Raw genomic sequence first — 20898 nt, 5'->3', positions numbered from 1 at the left:
TCCGGGGCCCGCGACAGTGCGGCTGGCTCAGGTGCGGCTGGGTTAACTCACGGGTGGGGTTCGGGCTTGTTGTTTAACTCGCGAGTAACTATCGAGCAGGGATCAGAGTAAGGGGCGACCGGCCGCTGCGTAAGGGGCATCGGCCTGTCACTTTCCACTCAGAGCGACGCTACGCACGCGTAGGGGCCCGCCATGCTTTCGCACGACGAGCCCCTGTTGTGCCCGGTTTGCGGACACAGCCCGCCGTTACCGTCGGTTACTTCTTGCCCTTGCCCGACCCCGCGCTGTCATCGCTGGACAGGACCGCGATGAAGGCCTCCTGCGGAACCTCCACGGAACCCACCATCTTCATGCGCTTCTTGCCTTCCTTCTGCTTCTCCAGCAGCTTCCGCTTACGGGAGATGTCACCGCCGTAGCACTTGGCGAGGACGTCCTTGCGGATGGCGCGGATGGTCTCGCGGGCGATGACCCGGGAGCCGATGGCGGCCTGGATCGGCACCTCGAAGGCCTGCCGCGGGATGAGCTCGCGCAGCTTGGCGACCAGCCGCACCCCGTACGCGTACGCGGCGTCCTTGTGGGTGATCGCCGAGAAGGCGTCCACCTTGTCGCCGTGCAGCAGGATGTCGACCTTGACCAGGCTGGAGGTCTGCTCGCCGGTGGGCTCGTAGTCGAGGGACGCGTAGCCGCGGGTCTTGGACTTCAGCTGGTCGAAGAAGTCGAAGACGATCTCCGCGAGCGGAAGGGTGTAGCGGATCTCGACCCGGTCCTCGGAGAGGTAGTCCATGCCGAGCAGGGTGCCGCGCCGGGTCTGGCACAGCTCCATGATCGAGCCGATGAACTCGGTGGGCGCCAGGATGGTGGCGCGCACGACCGGCTCGTACACCTCGCCGATCTTCCCCTCGGGGAATTCGCTCGGGTTGGTGACGATGTGCTCGGTGCGGTCCTCCATGACCACGCGGTAGACCACGTTGGGCGCGGTGGCGATCAGGTCGAGGCCGAACTCGCGCTCCAGCCGCTCCCGGATCACGTCCAGGTGCAGCAGGCCGAGGAAGCCGACGCGGAAGCCGAAGCCGAGGGCCGCGGAGGTCTCCGGCTCGTAGACCAGCGCGGCGTCGTTGAGCTGCAGCTTGTCGAGGGCCTCGCGCAGCTCCGGGTAGTCGGAGCCGTCCAGCGGATACAGACCCGAGAAGACCATCGGCTTCGGGTCCTTGTAGCCGCCGAGCGCCTCGGTGGCGCCCTTGGCCTGGCTGGTGACGGTGTCACCGACCTTGGACTGGCGCACGTCCTTCACACCGGTGATGAGGTAGCCCACCTCACCGACGCCCAGGCCGTCCGCCGGGAGCATCTCGGGCGAGCTGACGCCGATCTCCAGCAGCTCGTGGGTGGCGCCGGTCGACATCATCTTGATGCGCTCGCGCTTGTTGAGCTGGCCGTCGATGACACGGACGTAGGTCACGACACCGCGGTAGGAGTCGTAGACCGAGTCGAAGATCATCGCGCGGGCCGGTGCGTCGGCGACCCCGACCGGCGCCGGGATCTCCTTGACGACCTTGTTCAGCAGCGCGTCGACACCGAGGCCGGTCTTGGCGGAGACCTTCAGGACGTCCGACGGGTCGCAGCCGACCAGGTTCGCCAGCTCCTCGGCGAACTTCTCCGGCTGCGCGGCCGGCAGGTCGATCTTGTTCAGCACGGGGATGATCGTGAGGTCGTTCTCCATCGCCAGGTAGAGGTTGGCGAGGGTCTGCGCCTCGATGCCCTGGGCGGCGTCGACGAGGAGGATGGTCCCCTCGCAGGCGGCCAGCGACCGCGAGACCTCATAGGTGAAGTCGACGTGCCCCGGGGTGTCGATCATGTTGAGGATGTGCGTCGTGCCCTGGTCGGGGCCCTCGGTCGGGGCCCAGGGCAGACGCACCGCCTGGGACTTGATCGTGATGCCGCGCTCGCGCTCGATGTCCATCCGGTCGAGGTACTGAGCACGCATCTGCCGCTGCTCGACCACACCGGTCAGCTGGAGCATCCGGTCGGCGAGCGTGGACTTGCCGTGGTCGATGTGCGCGATGATGCAGAAATTGCGGATCAGAGCCGGGGCGGTACGGCTCGGCTCGGGCACATGGTTAGGGGTCGCGGGCACGCAGGGTCCTGTCTCTTGAGGCGCCTTATGCCTCGGGTCGGATCGATACGTAGTCTCCATGGTCCCACGCGAAGGGACCGGAGACCGTTTTGGGCCGCCCGGAGGGCCACTGGTACTGTAGATGGCTGTGCCTCATGCCCTCTCAGCGCGAGGCGCGAACAGAAAATTTTGGATCACCGGTACGGGACCCGAGCGGCCCGCACCAGAACCTGAAAAGGCTCCTTCGTGGCGAACATCAAGTCCCAGATCAAGCGGATCAAGACCAACGAGAAGGCTCGGCTGCGCAACAAGGCCGTCAAGTCCTCCCTGAAGACCGCGATCCGCAAGGCCCGTGAGGCCGCTGCCGCGGGTGACGTCGAGAAGGCCACCGAGCTGCAGCGCGTTGCCGCGCGTGCGCTCGACAAGGCCGTCTCGAAGGGCGTCATCCACAAGAACCAGGCCGCCAACAAGAAGTCGGCGCTTGCTTCCAAGGTCACGTCCCTCAAGGGCTGAGACTCCCTTTTGATCTGACCGCCGGAAGGACCCAGAGCGGGCCCTCTCTCATCCGCTCCCGTCCGGCACCCCAGAGCCTGTTCGCGGCCTGCGTTCGCCACGCGGGAACGGGCTCGACAGCTTGGTCCGAGGCCCCGGTGCCCTCCCTTCCCCAGGGTGGGCGGCGGGGCCTTCGGCATGACCGCCCCGGGCCTTCGCCTCACGACCAGAAGGCGTTGCTCCCGTCGATGTCCGGTACGCACTCGTCGATGTCGGTGATCTTGTCCCCGACGATCCTGAAGACGAGGCATCCGTCCTGCCCGTAGCGCCTGTCCCCGCGCTCCGCGGTGGCGTGATGCAGGGCCACGACATGCCCCCGGCCGTCGACGAACACGCTTCGCAGCTGGATACGCAGACTGCCGCCGCTGTCCTGGAAGAGCTTGCCGTACATGTTGATCACGGCGTTCCGGCCCTTGAAGTCGCCGGAGAGCGGATGGCTGCCGGGCGCGTGGTAGGTCACGTCCGACGTCATCAGCTCCCGCAGGGCGTCCATGTCGGCTCGGAAGAAGGCGTCGTAAGCCTTGCGGACCAGGACTGCGTGCGGATGTTCAGCCATGGCGATCGCCACCTTCCAGTGTTCCGGCGATGTACGGCTGACAGCTCCGATTCTCCTCGCCGACGGCCACCGGGCGACTGGATCACCGCTCCGGCCCAGGGCCGGACAGGCCCCGAGGCTCAGCCCCGCCCTCTGGACCGCGCGGCCCGGGCGATCGTCACGACCGCCTTCTCCAGCGCGTACTCGGGGTCGTCGCCGCCGCCCTTCACGCCCGCGTCGGCCTCGGCGACCGCCCGCAGTGCCACCGCCACCCCGTCCGGCGTCCAGCCCCGCATCTGCTGGCGAACACGGTCGATCTTCCACGGCGGCATGCCCAGCTCACGGGCGAGGTCGGCGGGCCGGCCGCCGCGCGCCGACGACAGCTTCCCGATCGCCCGCACCCCCTGGGCCAGCGCGCTGGTGATCATCACCGGGGCCACCCCGGTGGCCAGCGACCAGCGCAGCGCCTCCAGCGCCTCCGCCGTACGGCCCTCCACCGCCCGGTCGGCGACCGTGAAGCTGGACGCCTCGGCCCGCCCGGTGTAGTACCGCCCGACGACGGCCTCGTCGATCGTCCCCTCGACGTCGGCGACGAGCTGCGCCACCGCCGAGGCCAGCTCGCGCAGATCGCTGCCGATCGCGTCGACCAGCGCCTGGCACGCCTCGGGCGTGGCCGACCGTCCGAACCCCCGGAACTCGCCCCGCACGAACGCCAGCCGGTCCGCAGGCTTGGTCATCTTCGGGCAGGCCACCTCCCGCGCCCCGGCCTTGCGCGCGGCGTCCAGCAGCCCCTTGCCCTTCACGCCGCCCGCATGCAGGAGCACGAGGGTGATCTCCTCCGCGGGCGCCCCCAGGTACGCCTTCACGTCCTTGACCGTGTCGGCCGAGAGGTCCTGCGCGTTGCGCACGACCACGACCTTGCGCTCGGCGAAGAGCGAGGGACTCGTCAGCTCGGCCAGCGTGCCGGGCTGCAACTGGTCCGGGGTCAGGTCCCGTACGTCCGTGTCGGCGTCGGCGGCCCTGGCAGCGGCCACCACCTCCTGCACGGCACGGTCGAGCAGGAGGTCTTCCTGGCCCACGGCAACGGTCACCGGGGCGAGAGGGTCGTCATTCGCAGTCTTCCTGGCCATCGCCTACAGCATCCCACGCGGCACTGACAACGAACCGGCCGCGCACCCCGACCGGTCCCGGACCGCCCCCCGGAGCCGGCCCCGGGGTCACGGCTCCTCGCGCCAGCCGTCCCACTCCCCCGCGAAGGCGTCCAGTTCGGCGGGGTCCAGGCGTCCGTCCGCGTCGTGCAGGACCAGCAGCCACTGGGCGTCCTCCGCGTCGTCCTCGCCGGCCAGGGCGTCCCGGACGAGCCGGGGCTCCTCGTCGATGGCGAAGCGCTCCCCGAGCGCCTCGGCCGCCTCCTCGGCGGCATCGCGGTCGGGCAGCACCAGCACGTGTCTCACATCGCTCACCGCCCCATTCTCCGGCACCCGCCACACGCCGAACGGCCAGGTCAGCCCCTGCGGATCAGTCGTTCCGACTTCGCACGGCCGGCACCCGGCCCAGCTCGATCCCGAACCGCTCCCGGTACACCGCCAGCACCTCCTCGTCCGTCCCCAGTTCCGTTGTCTCCTTCCTCCCGTCGGGGGCCGACGTCGTCGACGTCCGGCCGCTGAGGGTGATCCGCCCACCGTCCTGCGTCACCCGTGAGCACACCAGGGACCGGGTGAAGTGCGACCGCGGCGAGGTGCTGTGCCACCAGGCCCCGGCCGCGAAGTCCCCGAGCGCGCGGGGCCGCGTGTCCAGCCGATACTGCGGCTTTCCGTTCCGTACGACGTCCAGGTCCGGGGCCCCGGCCGGGCCGCCCCCGCCACCGAGCACTCCGGCGGGATCCGGGCCGGCCTCCGTCACCCGGAACGGCCCGCCGGGGTCCGGCTGGTCCTCTCGTTCCGTGAACGCCAGCGGATAGTGGCTGTGCGCCCCGAACCCGACGTCGGCGAGCCAGTCCCCGCCGTCCGCCGTCCGCACCCGCAGCGCGAGATGGTCGTACGGGATGCCGAGGCGCCCCTCGTCCCCGTACACCCGCCCCGCCAGCAGCTGGACCTCGTATCCGAGGGCGGCGAGCAACGCCCCGAACGCGCCGTTGAGTTCGTAGCAGAAGCCGCCCCGCCGCCCCTCGACCACCTTGTCCAGCAGCCGCTTCTCCTCCAGCACGATCTCCTCGCCGAGGTGGATGGACAGGTTCTCGAAGGGCACGGTCCGCAGGTGGCGCAGGTGCAGCTCGCGCAGGGCCTCGGTGGTGGGGTGCGGCGGGCGGGCGGCCCCGAGGCGGCGGAGATAGGCGTCGGCCTGTGCTGAATTCATGCACCCAGTCTCGGCGAACACCCGCCCTCAGCCTCTGGCCACCCGCACCTCCCCGTTCGTCCCGCCGCCCCCGCCGACCGCGAGCGCCCCGTCCCGGTCCGTGCGCAGCACCACCGCTCCGCCTGCCCGCAGCGCGGCGACTGTCGCCGGTGCCGGGTGGCCGTAGGGGTTGTCGGCGCCGCAGGAGATGAGCGCCACCCGCGGGGCCGCCAGCCGTATCAGGTCCGGGTCCTGATAGGCCGAGCCGTGATGGGCCACCTTCAGCACGTCCACTCCCGCCAGCCGGGCCGCGGCCGGGGAACGCAACAGGGCCTGCTGAGCGGGGGGTTCGAGGTCCCCGAGAAGCAGCATCCGCAGTCCGCCGGACCGGACGAGCAGGGCGACGCTGGCGTCGTTCGGTCCGTCCGGCTCCGGTACCGCGGGCTGCCCCGGGGCCGGGACGGCGGGTGGCCACAGCACCTGCCAGTCCAGGGGGCCGCTGCGGCGCTCCTCCCCGGCGACGGCCCGGGTGAGCGGGATGTGCCGATCGGCCGCCTCCCTTCGCACGAACTCGGCCTGATCCGCCGGTTCCTCGAAGCCCGTGGTCTCGATCGCGGCCACCGAGCGGCCGCGCAGCACACCGGGCAGCCCCGCGACGTGGTCGGCGTGGAAGTGGGTCAGGACGACCAGGGGGATGCGGGTGATGCCCAGCTCCCGCAGGCAGTGATCGACCGGCGCGGGGTCGGGTCCGGTGTCCACGACCACTCCGGCCCCCTCACCGGCCGCCAGCACCGTCGCATCGCCCTGCCCGACGTCGCACATCGCGTACCGCCAGCCCGGCGGCGGCCAGCCCGTGATCACCCGGGTCAGCGGCGCCGGCCGCACCACCGCCAGCAGAAGCAGCACGGCGAGCGCACCGCACCACCAGGGGTGCCGCAGCAGGCGCCGGCCGGCCAGGACGACCGCCACGGTGACCGCCGCCAGCAGCAGCGCCCCGGGCCACCTCCCCGGCCAGTCCACTCCCGCTCCGGGCAACGCCGCCCCGGTCCGGGCGACCTGCGCGATCCATCCGGCGGGCCAGCCGGCGCACCAGGCCAGCACCTTGGCGAGCGGCATCGCCACCGGCGCCGCGGCGAGCGCGGCGAACCCCAGCACGGTGGCCGGAGCGACCGCGACCTCGGCCAGCAGGTTGCAGGGCACCGCCACCAGGCTCACCCGGGCCGACAGCACCGCCACGACCGGCGCGCACACGGCCTGTGCGGCGGCGGCCGCGGCCAGCCCCTCGGCGAGCCGGGCCGGCACCCGGCGCCGCTGCAGCGCCTCGCTCCAGCCGGGCGCGAGCACGAGCAGCGCACCGGTGGCCAGCACGGAGAGCAGGAAGCCGAAGCTGCGGGCCAGCCAGGGGTCGTACAGCACCAGCAGGAGGACGGCCGTGGCGAGCGCCGGGACCAGGGATCTGCGGCGCCCCGTCGCCAGGGCGAGCAGGGCGACCGCGCCGCAGGCGGCGGCCCGCAGCACGCTGGGGTCGGGCCGGCACACGATCACGAAGGCGAGCGTGAGCGCTCCCGCGAGCAGGGCGGTGGCCCGCAGCGAGAGCCCCAGACGCGGGGCGAGGCCCCGGCGCTCGACGCGCTGGGCGAGTCCGGGCGGCCCGATCAGCAGCGCGAGCAGGATCGTGAGATTGCTGCCCGAGACGGCGAGCGTGTGCGCCAGGTCCGTCTCCTTGAAGGCGTCGTCCAGTTCGGGTGTGATCCGGGAGGTGTCACCGACGACCAGCCCGGGAAGCAGCGCCCGGGCATCCGCCGGCAGTCCCGCGGTCGCCTCCCGCAACCCGGCCCTGAGCCGCCCCGCCAGCCGCTGCGGCCCGCTCGGCCCCGCGACGACCTCCGGCACGGGCCCGCTCCGCACCCGCAGCACGGCCGCTGTCCGGTCCCCGCCCGTCAGGGCGGGTGCCAGCCGGGCGTTCACCCGCAGCCGGGTGGACGGCAGCAGCCCGAGCCAGCCGGGGCGTGCGCCGCTCGTGCCCCGCACACCGGTCGCGTCACCCGTGGGAGGTGCGCCTGGCACGGGCACGCCGGTGTCGACGACCAGCAGCACGGGAGTCCGCGTCGCTGCCCCGGCCCCGTCGCCCTCAGCCACGCGCCGCACCTCCGCCCTGGCCAGCACCGCCACGGGCGCCGCGTGATCACCCCGCACCCGTGGCCTGCTCAGCCAGGGGTCGCCGGTCAGCTCGACCTCGGCGGTCACGGTCGCGAACCGCCGCGCCAGCTCGGGCACCGGCCCGCGCCGCACATCCGCCCCGTGCAGCCCGGCGGAGGCGGCGGCCGCGGCCACGCACAGGAGCACGGCGGCGACCGGGGCACGCGCCCGGGCGAACCGGGCGCGCTGTCCGCCCGGCCTCCCCCGCCGCCGGGCCGGCAGCAGGACTGCTCCGGCGAGCAGACAGGCAAGGGCGATGCCGGCACTCCAGCCCGGCGGAGCATCGAGGACCAGGGCAGCCGTCGCCCAGGCCGCGAGTGCCGGGGGCACCAGACGGAGGTCGGTCGGGGCCGGCGGCTGCTGCTCCGAGGGGCCGCTCATGGCTGCACCATGGCCCGCAGGTCGGAGAAGCGGCGGTCGCCGATGCCGTTGACCTGGCGCAGCTCGTCGACCGAGCGGAAGCCGCCGTGCCGGGTGCGGTAGTCGATGATGTGCTGGGCCAGCACGGGGCCGACTCCGGGCAGGGTGTCGAGCTGGTCCGCGGTGGCCGTGTTGAGGGAGACCGGGGCCGCCGGTCCCGTCCCCGCGGGCCCGGAGCCCGCACCGCCTCCGGGCCCGGGCGGGGCGGCCGCCGCTCCTGCGGACGCGCCGACCAGGACCTGCTCGCCGTCCACCAGGAAGCGGGCCCGGTTGAGCCCCTCGGTGCTCACCCCCGGCCGCACCCCGCCCGCCGCCCGCAGGGCGTCCGCCACCCGCGAGCCGGCCGGCAGCCGCCGGATCCCGGGCCTGCGCACCTTGCCGCTGACGTCGACGACGATCTCCCCGCCGGGCTTCGCCGAGGCGCTGACGGCACCAGCGGACTTCGCGCCCTCCTCCTTCCCGGCGAACGGCGCCTCGGCACGCACCACTTGGGGAGCGCTCACGGTCTGTGTCCGCCCGGCCCAGAAGTGCTGGACGGCGAACACGGCGGCCACCACCAGCACCACGGTGAGTGCGACCACTCCCCGCCGCTCCACCCCGCACCGCGCCTGCAACCACACCGGCAACCGCTCCCGCAGAGCGAGCCCGGCCCGCTCCCGAAGGCCCGGCAGGACAGGCTCCGCCGGGTCCGAACGGTCGTCCGGGCCGGTCAGTTGCCCCTCGGGCACCGCAGCCGGCCCCGGCTCGGTGGACAGCACGCGCACCCCGGTGAGCTCGGGCAACGCCCTACTGACGTCGGGCGCCGGTCCCGTCGCCGTACTCGGCCCGGGCGCCGCCCCCACCTCCGTCGCCGTACGCGCCGGCTGCTGCCTCTCCGGCGGTGCGTTCCCCGACTCCCGCCACTGCACGGCTCGTTCGCCGAAGAGAAGCTCCGCGCGGCGGCGCAGCTCCTCCGCGGGTGCGGGGACGCGGTGACGGGCGCGGCCACGGTCGGCGGGGTGGCGGCGGATGCGTCCGTCGGAGGCGGGGCCACGGCCCGGTCCGCTGGTCGGGGTGGCGGTGCGTGCTTGTGATCGAAGTGCCATGCGACGAGGATGGAACATCTCGCCGCTTCACGATGATCTTGGTCAATTCCCGTGGATCACCGCCTGGTTGTGGACAACTCCACCACTCGCACGAGTGACAGCAGCCCGTGGAGCGGGGGTGTCAGCGCGGGGAGACGACCGCTCCCAGCAGCCCGGGCCCGGTGTGCGCCCCGATGACCGCCCCGACTTCGCTGACATGCAGATCGGCCAGCCCGGGCACCCGCTCCCGCAGCCGGTCGGCGAGGGCGGCGGCCCGCTCGGGGGCGGCGAGATGGTGGACGGCGATGTCGACCTCGGCACCACCCGCCCGGTCGGCCGCGATCTCCTCGAGACGCGCGATCGCCTTCGACGCCGTACGGACCTTTTCAAGCAGCTCGATGCGGCCACCGCCCAGCTGGAGCAGCGGTTTGACGGCCAGTGCGGAGCCGAGCAGGGCCTGTGCCGCGCCGATGCGGCCGCCGCGGCGCAGGTAGTCGAGCGTGTCGACGTAGAAGTAGGCGGAGGTGCCCGAGGCCCGCTTCTCGGCCGCCGTCACGACCTCGTCCACCGTGCCGCCGGCCTCCGCGGTCTCGGCCGCGGCGAGCGCGCAGAAGCCCAGCGCCATCGCGACCATCCCGGTGTCCACCACCCGTACCGGCACCGGTGCCTCACGCGCCGCGAGGACCGCCGCGTCGTAGGTGCCGGACAGTTCGGCGGACAGATGCAGGGAGACGATGGCGCTCACGCCGGACTCGGCGACCCTGCGGTAGGTCTCCGCGAACGTCTGCGGGCTGGGGCGGGAGGTGGTGACCGGGCGCCGCTTCTGCAGTGCCTGGGCCAGGGAACGGGTCGAGATCTCGGTGCCCTCTTCGAGTGCCTGGTCGCCGAGGACCACGGTCAGGGGCACCGCTGTGATGCCGTGACGCTCCATCGTCCGCGGCGGCAGGTAGGCCGTTGAATCGGTGACGATAGCGACATGGCGGGACATGAGCTGGAGGTTACCTGCCGTAGCGCTCACGTGGCAGCCCAGCCCCTGTCCGCCGGTCCGGAAGCGGACCGGTCATGTGGTGCTCTCGGGGCGCGGCTTCTTCTGCCAGGGATAGGAAGGGCGCGGTGTCGGCGGGGTGATGGCCGGGCCCGCCGGCTCATCGGCGGTGCGGGAGCCGGGTGTTTCCTGCCAGGTCTGCCGCCGCGCCTCGGGGCCGGCGGCGGCGGTCGGGGCGTCCGGCCACGGCGGGGGTGCCGGTGCGGGCTCGTCCCGCGTCCAGTGGCGCAGGGCCCCGGCCTCGACGTCGATCTGGGCGCTGAGCGAGTCCAGCTCGTCGTCGGAGAAGCGGCGGGCCCGGTCGCGGGCGGCCCAGCGCAGGGAGTCGGCGGACTTGGTGATGCGCTCGGTGCGGCCGCGCAGCTCGGGCAGCCGTGCGGCGAGCGTGGCCCGGTCCGGCTCGGACTCCAGACGCTTGAGGTCGGCGTCGAGCTCGCGGCCGTGCGCGCCGAGCCGCTCGAAGAGGCCGAGGGACTCCTTCAGCGACTCGTCCTCGGGCAATCCCGCGTGCAGGGCTTCCTGGGTGGCGCGCATCGAGGTGCGCAGCGTGAGCCGCAGCTGGGCGATCTCCCCGGCCGGGCCGACCTGGGCGAAGGACTTGGCACGCAGGGTGTGGTCCTCGACCGTGCGTCTGGCCTGCGCGATCGTGCGGTCCACGCCACGCTTGGCGGCGCCGAGCGCCTTGATCGTGACGAAGGCGCCGAGGCCGACGAAGAGCAGGAAGAACAGGGCGAGCACGGTGATCACTTCCATGGCGCTCCTCCTCCGCCGGATGCGGCGCGAGCCGCTGTGTTCTCCACGGTAAACGCAGCGGGCAGGTCCGGAGTTCCGGAAAAACCCCGAACCTGCCCGTAGGGGACTACCCCGACGCCGCATTCCCGGGCACCCGGGACCCCGGATGTTCCGGTACCCGGGCGTCCGTTCGGACGTCGTTCTAGGCCGGAACGATGTTGACCAGCTTGGGCGCCCGCACGATCACCTTGCGGATGCCCGCGCCGTCCAGCGCCGCGACGACCTTCTCGTCGGACAGCGCCACCTTCTCCAGCTCCTCCTCGGAGATGGCCGGCGGCACCTCCAGACGGGCCTTGACCTTGCCCTTGATCTGCACGACGCAGGTCACGGTCTCGTCCACCACGTACCGCGGGTCGGCGACCGGGAAGTCCTGGTGGACGACCGAGTCGGTGCGGCCCAGCTTGCGCCACAGCTCCTCGGCGATGTGCGGGGACAGCGGGGCGACCATCAGGACCAGCGGCTCGGCGACCGACCGCGGCACCGCGCCACCACCCTTGGTCAGGTGGTTGTTCAGCTCGGTGACCTTGGCGATGGCGGTGTTGAAGCGCAGGCCCTCCAGGTCCTGGCGCACGCCGTCGATCGCCTTGTGCAGGGCACGCAGCGTGTCCTCGTCGGGCTCGGCGTCGGTGACGGTGACCTCGCCGGTGTTCTCGTCGACGATGTTGCGCCACAGCCGCTGCAGCAGCCGGAACTGGCCGACCACCGCGCGCGTGTCCCAGGGCCTGGAGACGTCCAGCGGGCCCATCGCCATCTCGTACAGGCGCAGCGTGTCCGCGCCGTACTCGGCGGCGATCTCGTCCGGAGTCACCGCGTTCTTCAGGGACTTGCCCATCTTGCCCAGCAGCCGGCTGACCCGCTCGCCCTCGTAGTAGTAGGCGCCGTCGCGCTCCTCCACCTCGGCGGCCGGCACGGCGATGCCGCGGCTGTCGCGGTAGACGAAGGCCTGGATCATGCCCTGGTTGAACAGCTTGTGGAACGGCTCGGCGGACGAGACGTGCCCCAGGTCGTACAGGACCTTGGACCAGAAGCGCGCGTACAGCAGGTGCAGCACGGCGTGCTCGGCGCCGCCGACGTACAGGTCGACACCGCCGTGCGGCTGGCCCTCGCGCGGGCCCATCCAGTACTGCTCGATCTCGGGGTCGACCAGCTTCTCGCTGTTGTGCGGGTCCAGGTAGCGCAGCTCGTACCAGCAGGAGCCGGCCCAGTTGGGCATGGTGTTGGTCTCACGCCGGTACTTCTTCGGCCCGTCGCCCAGGTCCAGGGTGACGTTGACCCAGTCCTCGTTGCGCGACAGCGGCGTCTCGGGCTGGGTGTCGGCGTCGTCCGGGTCGAAGGTGCGCGGCGAGTAGTCCTCGACCTCCGGCAGCTCCAGCGGCAGCATCGACTCGGGCAGCGCGTGGGCGATGCCGTCCTCGTCGTACACGATCGGGAAGGGCTCGCCCCAGTAGCGCTGACGGCTGAACAGCCAGTCGCGCAGGCGGAAGTTGACGGTGCCCTCGCCGATGCCCTTGCGCGCCAGCCACTCGGTGACGCGCGCCTTGGCCTCGGCGACGGGCAGGCCGTCCAGGGAGATCTCGTCGTTGGCGGAGTTGATGATCTTCGCGTCGTACGACCCGAAGGCGTCCTCCCACGTCGAGGTGTCGGTGCCCCGGCCGTCGGTCGGCTCGACGATGCAGTGGATCGGCAGCTCGAAGGCGCGAGCGAACTCGAAGTCGCGCTGGTCGCCCGCCGGGACGGCCATGATCGCGCCGGTGCCGTAGCCCATCAGGACGTAGTCGGCGATGAAGACCGGGACCCGGTCGCCGTTGACCGGGTTGGTCGCGTACGCGCCGACGAAGACACCGGTCTTGTCCTTGGCCTCGGCCTGGCGCTCGACGTCGGACTTCGAGGCGGCCTGCGCGCGGTAGGCGGCGACGGCCTCGGCCGGGGTGGCGTGGCCGCCGGTCCACACGTCGTGGGTGCCCTCCGGCCAGGCGGCCGGGGTGAACTTGTCGACCAGCGGGTGCTCGGGGGCCAGCACCATGTAGGTCGCGCCGAACAGGGTGTCCGGGCGGGTGGTGAAGACCGTGATGCGCTCGCCGTCGATCGGGAAGTCGACGCGGGCGCCCTCGCTGCGGCCGATCCAGTTGCGCTGCTGCAGCTTGATGGCCTCGGGCCAGTCCAGCTCCTCCAGGTCCTCCAGCAGCCGGTCCGCGTAGGCGGTGATGCGCATGTTCCACTGGCGCAGCTTGGCCTTGAAGACCGGATAGTTGCCGCGCTCGGAGCGGCCGTCGGCGGTGACCTCCTCGTTCGCCAGCACGGTGCCCAGGCCGGGGCACCAGTTGACGGGCGAGTCGGAGGCGTAGGCCAGGCGGTACTCGCCCAGGACCTCGGAACGCTCGGCGGCGGTCAGCTGGTTCCACGTGCGCCCGTGGTCGCCCGCCACGGCGCGCTCACCGGACTCGAACTGGGCGATCAGCTCGGAGATCGGGCGGGCCTTGCGGGCCTCGTCGTCGTACCAGGAGTTGAAGATCTGCAGGAAGATCCACTGGGTCCACTTGTAGTAGTCCGGGTCGATCGTGGCGAACGACCGGCGCTTGTCGTGACCCAGACCCAGCCGGCGCAGCTGGGCCTTCATGTTCTCGATGTTGGCCTCGGTGGACACGCGCGGGTGCGTGCCGGTCTGCACGGCGTACTGCTCGGCGGGCAGGCCGAAGGCGTCGAAGCCCAGGGTGTGCAGGACGTTGTGGCCGGTCATGCGCTGGAACCGGGCGTAGACGTCGGTGGCGATGTAGCCCAGGGGGTGGCCGACGTGCAGGCCCGCACCCGACGGGTAGGGGAACATGTCCATGATGAACTTCTTGGGCCGGGCGGCCAGCTCGGCGTCGCCCGCCAGGTCACCCTTCGGGTTCGGCGCCGCGTAGGTGCCGTCGACGTCCCAGAAGTCCTGCCAGCGTGCCTCGATCTCGGCAGCCAGGGCGGCCGTGTAGCGGTGCGGCGCGGCCACCTCGGCGGGGGCAGCGGGGTTCGTCTCGCTCATGATCCTCAAAGCTCCATCGATCGTCTCTGCCTGCGGCTGTGTCCTTGAGAAACGAAAAAACCCCTCGCACAGGAGGGGACGCCGCGCCGATGCCGACCCGCCCGGTCGACCGGGGGTCGGTATTGATCAGCGCGGCCCGCTAAGCAGAAGGCGTACGGCACGCATGGCGCTAGGGTACCGCAGCCCTTGAGCAAGCGGCGCCGGACGTCCGTATGCCATGTGGACATGCCACGAACCCGACCAGAACTGAACGAAGGTCAAAGATTACTTCGCGTAACACCCGCTAAGGGACATCGACACGGTCGCATTGTCCTTTGATAACAACGCAATAACTCAAACCTCGTACTGATCGGTATGGCGCCACCTAGAGTTCGGCAGCGGGACCGCCTTCCCGAAACTGCTCGGAGTTGCCCCCATGAACCCTCGTCGTAGTAACAGCTCACTCCCCAAGCCGGGCCGGTCGGCCTATGGGGTGGCGACTGCTGTCGTCCTGCTGCTCATACCCGTGGTTGTGGTGAACGGAGGCGGCTGGCTCCAGGATTTCCTGAACTTCGGTGCGGGTGTCCTGTCGCTCGTCAGCCTCACCAGTTCGGTGATCTGGGGTCTGGTCACGCAGGACCGGCTCATCCTCAACACTCGTCAGCGGATCGTCGCCCAGGCCATCCACCGGGTGCTCGCGGTGGCCTCGATCGCGTTCCTCCTGGTGCACATCACGATCAAGCTCGCGCTGGGCCACACCGTCCTGATCGCCGCGCTGATCCCCTTCAGCCTCGGCGTGTCGGGCACCGGTGGACTGATCGGCCTCGGCTCGCTGGCCGCCCTGCTCATGATCTTCGTGGGCGTCACCGGCGCGCTGCGCAACCAGTTCGCCTCCCCCGCGCCGGTGGCCGCGCGCTGGCGCGCCATGCACATGCTGGCCTACCCGGCCCTGTGCGCGGCGCTGATCCACGGCCTGTTCGCGGGGCGCGCCGCGAAGCCGTTCTTCATGATCTCGTACGAGCTGTGCCTGGTCGGCATCATGGCGGCGCTCGCGCTGCGGGCCGCGCCGCGCCCGTTCAAGCGCAAGGTCGCCGACCGGATCGTCGCGCTCATCGGCAGCGAGGAGCGGCAGGGGCGCGAGGGCCTGGAGGCGAGCCGCTCCCGGGCCGCCGACTCCGGCCCGCAGGGCTTCGAGGGCCGGCGCGAGCGGCGGGCCGCGCAGGGCGAGCGGCCCGCCCCCGCCGCCTCGCCGCTGTACCAGACCCCCGCGAGCCCGGCACCCGAGCCCGCGTCCGGTTTCGCCGCGGCCTACCGCGCGGTGTCCACTCCGGGCCAGCAGCAGTCGTTCGCCACCGGTCAGACCACACGCATGGACCTGCCGCGGGACATGCAGGCCACCGAGACGATGCCACGGGTGGACGGCCCGTCCAGCACCTCGGGCAGCTGGCCGGTCCCGTCCCCGCCGCCGGTCGGCGAGGCCCCGCCGTCGGCGTACGACCCGCTCCAGGACACGGGATACACCATTCCGGTCTACGGCAATACGGGCACCGCCGGATACGGCGGAAGTGACATGTACGACACCGGTGAGACGAACAACCTCTACGGCACGTACAACTCGGGTGACACGTACAACAGCGGTCCCGCCACAGAACCAAACCCCGGCACCTCGTACGAGACGCCGGGTTCGGGCGAACCTTGGAACATGCCTTCCGGAGGCTATAGGTGAACGAGGCCCTGCCCGACGTACCCGAAGTCCGCGTGGTCGGACTTCCGCAGCTCACGTCGGGCTTCGACCTTGTGGAGCGGCTCGATCTGCCCATGCATCTGAAGGTGCACGGGCCGCTCGACCCGCTGAGCGGCGAGAAACTCGCCCAACTCGCCGAGGCCATCAACCTCAAGGGCCGCGGCGGCGCGGGCTTCCCCTTCCACAAGAAGCTGCGATCGGTCGCCGAGTCCGCCATCAAGCGGGGAGTGCGGCCGGTCGTCGTCGTCAACGGCAGTGAGGACGAACCGGCCTGCCGCAAGGACACGGTGCTCATCAACCGTGCCCCGCACCTCATCCTCGACGGCGCCCTGCTGTGCGCCGAGGCCCTCGGTGCCCGCACCCTCGTGATCGGGGTCACCCGGGAGTCCACCCAGCGCTCCATGGAGGCCGCGCTCGCCGAGCGCGGCCTGAGCAACAGCCGCAGATCGGCACTGCGCGCGTGGGTGCAGCGCAACCCCGTGCGCATGGTCACCGGCGCCGCCGCGTCGCTGATCCGCTCGGTCGACGGCGGCCCGGCGATCCCGCCCGGCCGCAAGATCAGCGCCTCGCAGTCCGGCGTCGGCGGGGCGCCCACCCTGCTGTCGAACGCGGAGACGTTCGCGCAGCTGGCCATCGCCGCCCGCATCGGCCCCGAGCGCTACGGCAACACCGGCCTGTACGACGAGCCGGGCACCGTCATGCTCACGGTCTCCGGCGCGGTCGCCCGCCCGATGGTGCTCGAGGTCCCCACGGGCGTGCCGCTGCGCTACGTCCTGCAGCTGGCCGGCGCCCCGCCGGTGCCGCAGGGAGTGCTGACCGGCGGCTACCACGGCAAGTGGATCGACGCGGCCACCGTCAACGAGGCGATCGTCTCCCGCAACTCCCTGGACGCGGTGGGCGGTGCCCTGGGCGCGGGCGCGATCCTGCCGATCACTCAGGAGACCTGCCCGCTGGGCGAGTCGCTGCGGGTGGCCCAGTGGCTGGCCGAGGAGAGCGCCGGCCAGTGCGGCCCCTGCTACCTCGGACTGCCCGCCGCCGCGCGCGGTATGGAGGACATCCTCAACGGCGGCGGACCGGCCGCCCTGGAGGCGCTGAAGCAGGTCGCGAAGAACGTGAAGCGGCGCGGGGCGTGTTCGCACCCCGACGGCTCCGCGATGTTCCTGGAGTCGACCATCAAGGCGTTCACCGACGACCTGGCCGCGCACGTCCTCGGAAACGGCTGCGGACGGCCCGTGGAAGGCGTTCTGCCGCTCTTCGAGGGCGGCAGGGCCCCGATGGGCATCACGGGCGGCCCAGAGCCCGAGGAGACCGGTTCCAGCCGCCAGAAGATCTACGTCGACTGGACGCTGTGCCGGGGCCACGGTCTGTGCGCCGACATCCTCCCGGAGGTCTTCGAGCTGGGCGCGGACGGTTTCCCGACCGTGGCGCAGGCACAGGTGCCGCGCTACGCCGAGGCGAAGGCGCTGCGCGCGGTGCGCCGCTGCCCGGCACTGGCGCTGCGCATCGAGGAGGACACGCGCGGGCAGGCACCCGCGCGCAACCTGCCCGTCCTGTCCCAGGGCCGCGGCCGCCGCGCCCTCGGCCGCTGAGACGCCGAGACGCCGAGCGGAACCGAAGGCGGTCACCCGAGCCGGGTGACCGCCTTCGGTCTGCTCGCTCCGGAGAACGTGGAACACGCCGAAGGCGGACCATCCGTTCGGATGATCCGCCTTCGACTTCTGTGGAGCTAAGGAGAATTGAACTCCTGACCTCCTGCATGCCATGCAGGCGCTCTACCAACTGAGCTATAGCCCCTTGCTTTGTTCCGCCCGGTTTCCCCGGCGGCGACGCCAACATTACACGGTCCCTGGGGTGCAGCACCAAATCGGTTTCCACTCTGCCCTCATACGGGGGCTAATGTCTGCTTTCGTGACCCTGATCGCGCTCTCCGGAGGCCGGCGCCGGGTGCCGTTGGCCGTGGGTGCGTGCCTGGTCTCGTTCACCGCGTTCTGGCTGGCACAGCGGGCCGCGCACGTGACGATGATCGACCTGATGGTGTACCGGGCCGAAGGGGCCGCCGTTCGCGCCGGAGGCGACCTGTACGCGCTGCGGGCGACCGCCGCGCACCTGCCCTCCACCTACCCGCCGTTCGCGGCCCTGCTGTTCACCGCGCTGACCCTGCCGGGCCCCCTGACGCTGCGGGTGTTGGCGACGGCGGGGAATCTCGCCCTGCTCGTGGTGTTCGTACGGCTGTCGCTGAAACTCGTCGGGCACGCGCGCGCGGAGAGCGTCTGGTGGGTCGCGGCGGTGGCCGTCTGGTGCGAGCCGGTGTGGACGACGCTGCGCTACGGCCAGGTCAATCTGCTGCTCGCCGCCCTGGTGCTGTGGGACCTGACCCGTCGTCCCGCCGACGGGTACGGCCGTCTGGCCGGGGCGGGGCTCGGGCTGGCCGCCGCGGTCAAGCTGACCCCCGCCCTGTTCCCCGCGTTCCTGCTCGCCACGGGTGTCGCGGCCCGGCTCGGGGGCGGGGAGGGCGGGCCCTGGCTGCGGCACGCGCGGGGGGCTGCCACCGCGTTCGCCGGGGCGACCCTGCTCGCGGCGGCCGCGCTGCCGTACGACTCGTGGCGGTTCTGGACGGACATGGTGTTCCGCGCGGACCGGGCCGGCCATGTCGAGGCCACCGCCAACCAGGCCCTGCGCGGCGTTCTGGCCCGTCTGCTGCACACACCCGACCCGGGAGCCCTCTGGGTCGCCGGCGCAGCCATGGCGGCCGTCCTGGGGCTCACGGTGGCGGTGACGGCGGAGCTGCGGGGGATGCGGCCCTGGGCGGTGTGCGCCTGCGCGGTCACCGCGCTGCTGATCAGTCCGGTGTCGTGGACGCACCACTGGGTGTGGTGCGTGCCCCTGGTGCTGCTGCTGTGGACGCGCGGGCACCGGGCGGCCGCCCTGGGGACGGCGCTGGTCTTCTGCTCGTACGCTCCGTGGTGGGTGCCGCACGGCCCCGGACGGCCCGAACTGCATCAGACGGGCGTCCAGTTGACGCTGTCGGCCCTCTACGCAGGGGCCGCCGCACTGTTCCTCGCGCTGGCCCGGACGTCGGCGCCGAGCCCCCGGCCGCGGTCGGCGGCGCGTCAGGCGGTCACGAAGGAGTAGAACCTCTTGAGCGTGCAGTGCTCCTCGAGCAGCCGGCCGTAGATCGGCTCACCCTCCAGCTCGCGGTAGGTCTCGATCGGGTCGCCTTTTATGATCAGCGCCCGCGCGCATTCCTCGCACCAGTACTGGTAGTCGGGGTTGACCGGCTCCATGTCACGGACGATCGGCGTACCACTGCCGCACCAGTCGCACTTTCGCCTGTGTGCACCCATCGATCAGCTCCAGCTGTGGCCGCAGGCCGTGCACACGTAGGAGATTCCGCCGTTGTCCCCGAGAACCTGGGCGACACGCGCGGAACCGCAGGAAGGGCAGCTGAGCCGGGTCGCCGTGCCCCGTATCAACGCCGCACCGAGGAGGTGGCCGCCCTCCTCAAGGATGCTCGCAGGCATCGCTACTCCTCCCGTCGGGCCGCGCCCCCTTCCGGCCGTTTGATTCTGCCACGGCCGGACCAATACGGTCAGCGACGCCTCAGTACCAGTCCGGACACGGCCCCCGGCTCGGGCCGTTCCGGCCCGCGCCACGGGCCCACCGAGAACGTCTCCGCATGGCTATACGCCCGCAGGGCCCCGACCGACTCAAGGATGAACACAGAAAATCCCGCCCCCTGAGGGGACGGGATCCTCTTCACCGATCTTTGACAACTCGAGCGAGTGTCGATCAGTGGAGCTAAGGAGAATTGAACTCCTGACCTCCTGCATGCCATGCAGGCGCTCTACCAACTGAGCTATAGCCCCTGGTGTTCTTCCCGCTCAGCGGGGCGAACAAGAAGAACTCTAGCCTGTGACCTGCCGGAAAGTGAAATCCGGGGTCGGGGGTCAGTCGTCGTCGCCGAGGACGGGCTCCGGGAGGGTGCCCGCGTTGTGCTCCAGCAGGCGCCAGCCGCGGGCGCCTTCGCCGAGCACGGACCAGCAGCAGTTGGAGAGGCCGCCGAGGCTCTCCCAGTGCTGGGCCTCCAGGCCGAGGAGCCGGCCGATGGTGGTGCGGATCGTGCCGCCGTGGCTGACCACCACGAGGGTGCCGTCCTCGGGCAGCTTCTCGGCGTGCCGCAGCACGACGGGGGCTGCGCGGTCGGCGACCTCGGTCTCCAGTTCGCCACCGCCGCGGCGGACCGCCTCACCGCGCTTCCAGGCGGCGTACTGCTCGCCGTACCGGGCGATGATCTCCTCGTGCGTCAGGCCCTGCCAGACGCCCGCGTAGGTCTCCCGCAGGCCCTCCTCCCGGACGATGTCGAGGTCGGTGAGGGCGGCCAGCTCGGCGGCCGTCTTCGCGGCCCGCTGCAGGTCCGAGGAGACGATCGCGTCGGGGCCCAGGGAGGCGAGCAGCCGGGCGGCCCGGCGGGCCTGGCCGAGACCGGTCTCGGTCAGCTCGACGTCGGTGGTGCCCTGGAAGCGGCGCTCCACGTTCCACGAGGTCTGGCCGTGCCGCCACAGGATGATGCGGCGGCCCCGGTCCCTGCGGTCGCTCACCTCGCCGGTGGCGCTCATCACCAGTCCCCGCCCGGTTCCTCGGCGGCCTCGGCGGACAGCAGCTTGGCGTGCTCCTCGGCCTTGCCGCGGGTCGCCTTGGCGTCGGCGGGCAGCTCGAGCTCGGGGCAGTCCTTCCACAGCCGCTCCAGGGCGTAGAAGACACGCTCCTCGCTGTGCTGGACGTGGACGACGATGTCGACGTAGTCGAGCAGGATCCAGCGGGACTCGCGGTCGCCCTCGCGGCGTACCGGCTTGGCGCCGAGTTCCTTCTGCAGGCGCTCCTCGATCTCGTCGACGATCGCCCTGACCTGGCGGTCGTTCGGCGCGGAGGCCAGCAGGAAGGCATCCGTGATCGACAGCACGTCGCTTACGTCGTAGGCGATGACGTCGTGGGCGAGCTTGTCGGCCGCCGCCTGGGCAGCGGTGTTGATGAGCTCAAGGGAACGATCAGTGGCGGTCACTACATGGCTTTCCGTCAAGGGGACACTTGACGTCAAGGGTCTCACG

At 71.7% G+C, this 20898-nt stretch carries 18 protein-coding genes and 2 tRNA genes; 4 read left to right on the top strand and 16 right to left on the bottom strand.

Annotation, left to right across the window (positions count from 1 at the left end):
- Positions 1 to 256: 256 nt before the first annotated feature.
- Positions 257 to 2131, bottom strand: a complete 1875-nt coding sequence (gene lepA, locus FB157_RS11480; protein WP_145878543.1) for a translation elongation factor 4 — start codon at positions 2129 to 2131, stop codon at positions 257 to 259.
- 225 nt (positions 2132 to 2356) lie between these two features.
- On the opposite strand from lepA, the gene rpsT reads away from it, so the two are divergent.
- On the top strand, positions 2357 to 2623 hold the full coding sequence (rpsT, locus tag FB157_RS11470) for a 30S ribosomal protein S20 (RefSeq protein ID WP_145878540.1): 267 nt from the start codon (positions 2357 to 2359) through the stop codon (positions 2621 to 2623).
- Between the two features lie 199 nt (positions 2624 to 2822).
- Here the strand turns inward: rpsT and FB157_RS11465 are convergent, their stop codons facing one another.
- The 9 genes from FB157_RS11465 to leuS all read right to left on the bottom strand — a co-directional run bounded on the left by FB157_RS11465 (position 2823) and on the right by leuS (position 14070).
- The gene (locus tag FB157_RS11465; RefSeq protein WP_145878538.1) at positions 2823 to 3218 is read right to left on the bottom strand and encodes a nuclear transport factor 2 family protein; all 396 of its coding nucleotides are present in this window, start codon (positions 3216 to 3218) and stop codon (positions 2823 to 2825) included.
- A 119-nt stretch (positions 3219 to 3337) separates the two neighbouring features.
- Positions 3338 to 4327, bottom strand: a complete 990-nt coding sequence (gene holA, locus FB157_RS11460) for a DNA polymerase III subunit delta (RefSeq protein WP_145878537.1) — start codon at positions 4325 to 4327, stop codon at positions 3338 to 3340.
- 87 nt (positions 4328 to 4414) lie between these two features.
- A complete protein-coding gene (locus FB157_RS11455) occupies positions 4415 to 4660 on the bottom strand; it encodes a hypothetical protein (protein ID WP_145878535.1) in 246 nt (81 codons plus the stop codon).
- Positions 4661 to 4715: 55 nt separating this feature from the next.
- Entirely contained in the window at positions 4716 to 5552 is an 837-nt protein-coding gene (locus tag FB157_RS11450) for an arylamine N-acetyltransferase (RefSeq protein ID WP_145878533.1), read from the bottom strand.
- Positions 5553 to 5579: 27 nt separating this feature from the next.
- On the bottom strand, positions 5580 to 8111 hold the full coding sequence (locus FB157_RS11445; RefSeq protein ID WP_145878532.1) for a ComEC/Rec2 family competence protein: 2532 nt from the start codon (positions 8109 to 8111) through the stop codon (positions 5580 to 5582).
- Positions 8108 to 9235 (bottom strand): ComEA family DNA-binding protein, encoded by a 1128-nt coding sequence (locus tag FB157_RS11440; RefSeq protein ID WP_145878530.1) that lies wholly within the window; start codon positions 9233 to 9235, stop codon positions 8108 to 8110. The genes FB157_RS11445 and FB157_RS11440 overlap by 4 nt, the downstream gene beginning before the upstream one ends.
- 121 nt (positions 9236 to 9356) lie before the next feature.
- On the bottom strand, positions 9357 to 10202 hold the full coding sequence (locus FB157_RS11435; RefSeq protein ID WP_145878528.1) for a DegV family protein: 846 nt from the start codon (positions 10200 to 10202) through the stop codon (positions 9357 to 9359).
- A 72-nt stretch (positions 10203 to 10274) separates the two neighbouring features.
- Complete coding sequence (locus FB157_RS11430; protein ID WP_145878527.1) at positions 10275 to 11012, bottom strand: hypothetical protein; 738 nt, start codon at positions 11010 to 11012, stop codon at positions 10275 to 10277.
- A gap of 181 nt (positions 11013 to 11193) precedes the next feature.
- The gene (leuS, locus tag FB157_RS11425) at positions 11194 to 14070 is read right to left on the bottom strand and encodes a leucine--tRNA ligase (RefSeq protein ID WP_145878525.1); all 2877 of its coding nucleotides are present in this window, start codon (positions 14068 to 14070) and stop codon (positions 11194 to 11196) included.
- Between the two features lie 415 nt (positions 14071 to 14485).
- Here leuS and FB157_RS11415 point away from each other — a divergent pair, with 415 nt between their 5' ends.
- Both FB157_RS11415 and FB157_RS11410 read left to right on the top strand, forming a co-directional pair.
- A complete protein-coding gene (locus FB157_RS11415; RefSeq protein WP_186581456.1) occupies positions 14486 to 15775 on the top strand; it encodes a cytochrome b/b6 domain-containing protein in 1290 nt (429 codons plus the stop codon).
- The gene (locus tag FB157_RS11410) at positions 15772 to 17382 is read left to right on the top strand and encodes an NADH-quinone oxidoreductase subunit NuoF family protein (protein WP_145878524.1); all 1611 of its coding nucleotides are present in this window, start codon (positions 15772 to 15774) and stop codon (positions 17380 to 17382) included. The genes FB157_RS11415 and FB157_RS11410 overlap by 4 nt, the downstream gene beginning before the upstream one ends.
- A gap of 132 nt (positions 17383 to 17514) precedes the next feature.
- Here the strand turns inward: FB157_RS11410 and FB157_RS11405 are convergent.
- A tRNA-Ala gene (locus FB157_RS11405) sits at positions 17515 to 17587 on the bottom strand.
- A gap of 114 nt (positions 17588 to 17701) precedes the next feature.
- On the opposite strand from FB157_RS11405, the gene FB157_RS11400 reads away from it, so the two are divergent.
- Positions 17702 to 18925 (top strand): glycosyltransferase 87 family protein, encoded by a 1224-nt coding sequence (locus tag FB157_RS11400; RefSeq protein ID WP_145878713.1) that lies wholly within the window; start codon positions 17702 to 17704, stop codon positions 18923 to 18925.
- On the opposite strand, the gene FB157_RS11395 is transcribed toward FB157_RS11400, so the two are convergent.
- The 5 genes from FB157_RS11395 to rsfS all read right to left on the bottom strand — a co-directional run bounded on the left by FB157_RS11395 (position 18904) and on the right by rsfS (position 20852).
- Complete coding sequence (locus FB157_RS11395) at positions 18904 to 19137, bottom strand: hypothetical protein (protein ID WP_003976229.1); 234 nt, start codon at positions 19135 to 19137, stop codon at positions 18904 to 18906. The two genes, FB157_RS11400 and FB157_RS11395, sit on opposite strands and share 22 nt — an antisense overlap.
- Before the next feature lie 3 nt (positions 19138 to 19140).
- Positions 19141 to 19314, bottom strand: coding sequence for a hypothetical protein (locus tag FB157_RS11390; protein WP_145878522.1), 174 nt, complete (start codon positions 19312 to 19314; stop codon positions 19141 to 19143).
- 272 nt (positions 19315 to 19586) lie between these two features.
- Positions 19587 to 19659 (bottom strand) — tRNA-Ala (locus FB157_RS11385).
- 81 nt (positions 19660 to 19740) lie between these two features.
- Positions 19741 to 20409: a histidine phosphatase family protein gene (locus FB157_RS11380; RefSeq protein ID WP_145878520.1), complete on the bottom strand. Its 669-nt coding sequence runs from the start codon at positions 20407 to 20409 to the stop codon at positions 19741 to 19743.
- Positions 20409 to 20852 carry a ribosome silencing factor gene (rsfS, locus tag FB157_RS11375; RefSeq protein WP_145878518.1) on the bottom strand — a complete coding sequence of 148 codons (444 nt, stop codon included), beginning with the start codon at positions 20850 to 20852 and terminating at the stop codon, positions 20409 to 20411. The genes FB157_RS11380 and rsfS overlap by 1 nt, the downstream gene beginning before the upstream one ends.
- Between the last annotated feature and the right edge of the window lie 46 nt (positions 20853 to 20898).

The sequence above is a fragment of the Streptomyces sp. BK340 genome (assembly GCF_007827595.1).
GTDB lineage: Bacteria > Actinomycetota > Actinomycetes > Streptomycetales > Streptomycetaceae > Streptomyces.
Note: the sequence above shows the minus strand (reverse complement) of the source record. Positions and strands in the feature narration are given on the sequence as shown.

Coding starts and splice junctions, on each gene's coding strand:
- FB157_RS11465 (WP_145878538.1), bottom strand. CDS start 3,218: ATGGCTGAACATCCGCACGCAGTCCTGGTCCGCAAGGCTTACGACGCC.
- holA (WP_145878537.1), bottom strand. CDS start 4,327: ATGGCCAGGAAGACTGCGAATGACGACCCTCTCGCCCCGGTGACCGTT.
- FB157_RS11450 (WP_145878533.1), bottom strand. CDS start 5,552: ATGAATTCAGCACAGGCCGACGCCTATCTCCGCCGCCTCGGGGCCGCC.
- FB157_RS11445 (WP_145878532.1), bottom strand. CDS start 8,111: ATGAGCGGCCCCTCGGAGCAGCAGCCGCCGGCCCCGACCGACCTCCGT.
- FB157_RS11440 (WP_145878530.1), bottom strand. CDS start 9,235: ATGGCACTTCGATCACAAGCACGCACCGCCACCCCGACCAGCGGACCG.
- FB157_RS11435 (WP_145878528.1), bottom strand. CDS start 10,202: ATGTCCCGCCATGTCGCTATCGTCACCGATTCAACGGCCTACCTGCCG.
- FB157_RS11430 (WP_145878527.1), bottom strand. CDS start 11,012: ATGGAAGTGATCACCGTGCTCGCCCTGTTCTTCCTGCTCTTCGTCGGC.
- leuS (WP_145878525.1), bottom strand. CDS start 14,070: ATGAGCGAGACGAACCCCGCTGCCCCCGCCGAGGTGGCCGCGCCGCAC.
- FB157_RS11415 (WP_186581456.1), top strand. CDS start 14,486: ATGAACCCTCGTCGTAGTAACAGCTCACTCCCCAAGCCGGGCCGGTCG.
- FB157_RS11395 (WP_003976229.1), bottom strand. CDS start 19,137: ATGGGTGCACACAGGCGAAAGTGCGACTGGTGCGGCAGTGGTACGCCG.
- FB157_RS11390 (WP_145878522.1), bottom strand. CDS start 19,314: ATGCCTGCGAGCATCCTTGAGGAGGGCGGCCACCTCCTCGGTGCGGCG.
- FB157_RS11380 (WP_145878520.1), bottom strand. CDS start 20,409: ATGAGCGCCACCGGCGAGGTGAGCGACCGCAGGGACCGGGGCCGCCGC.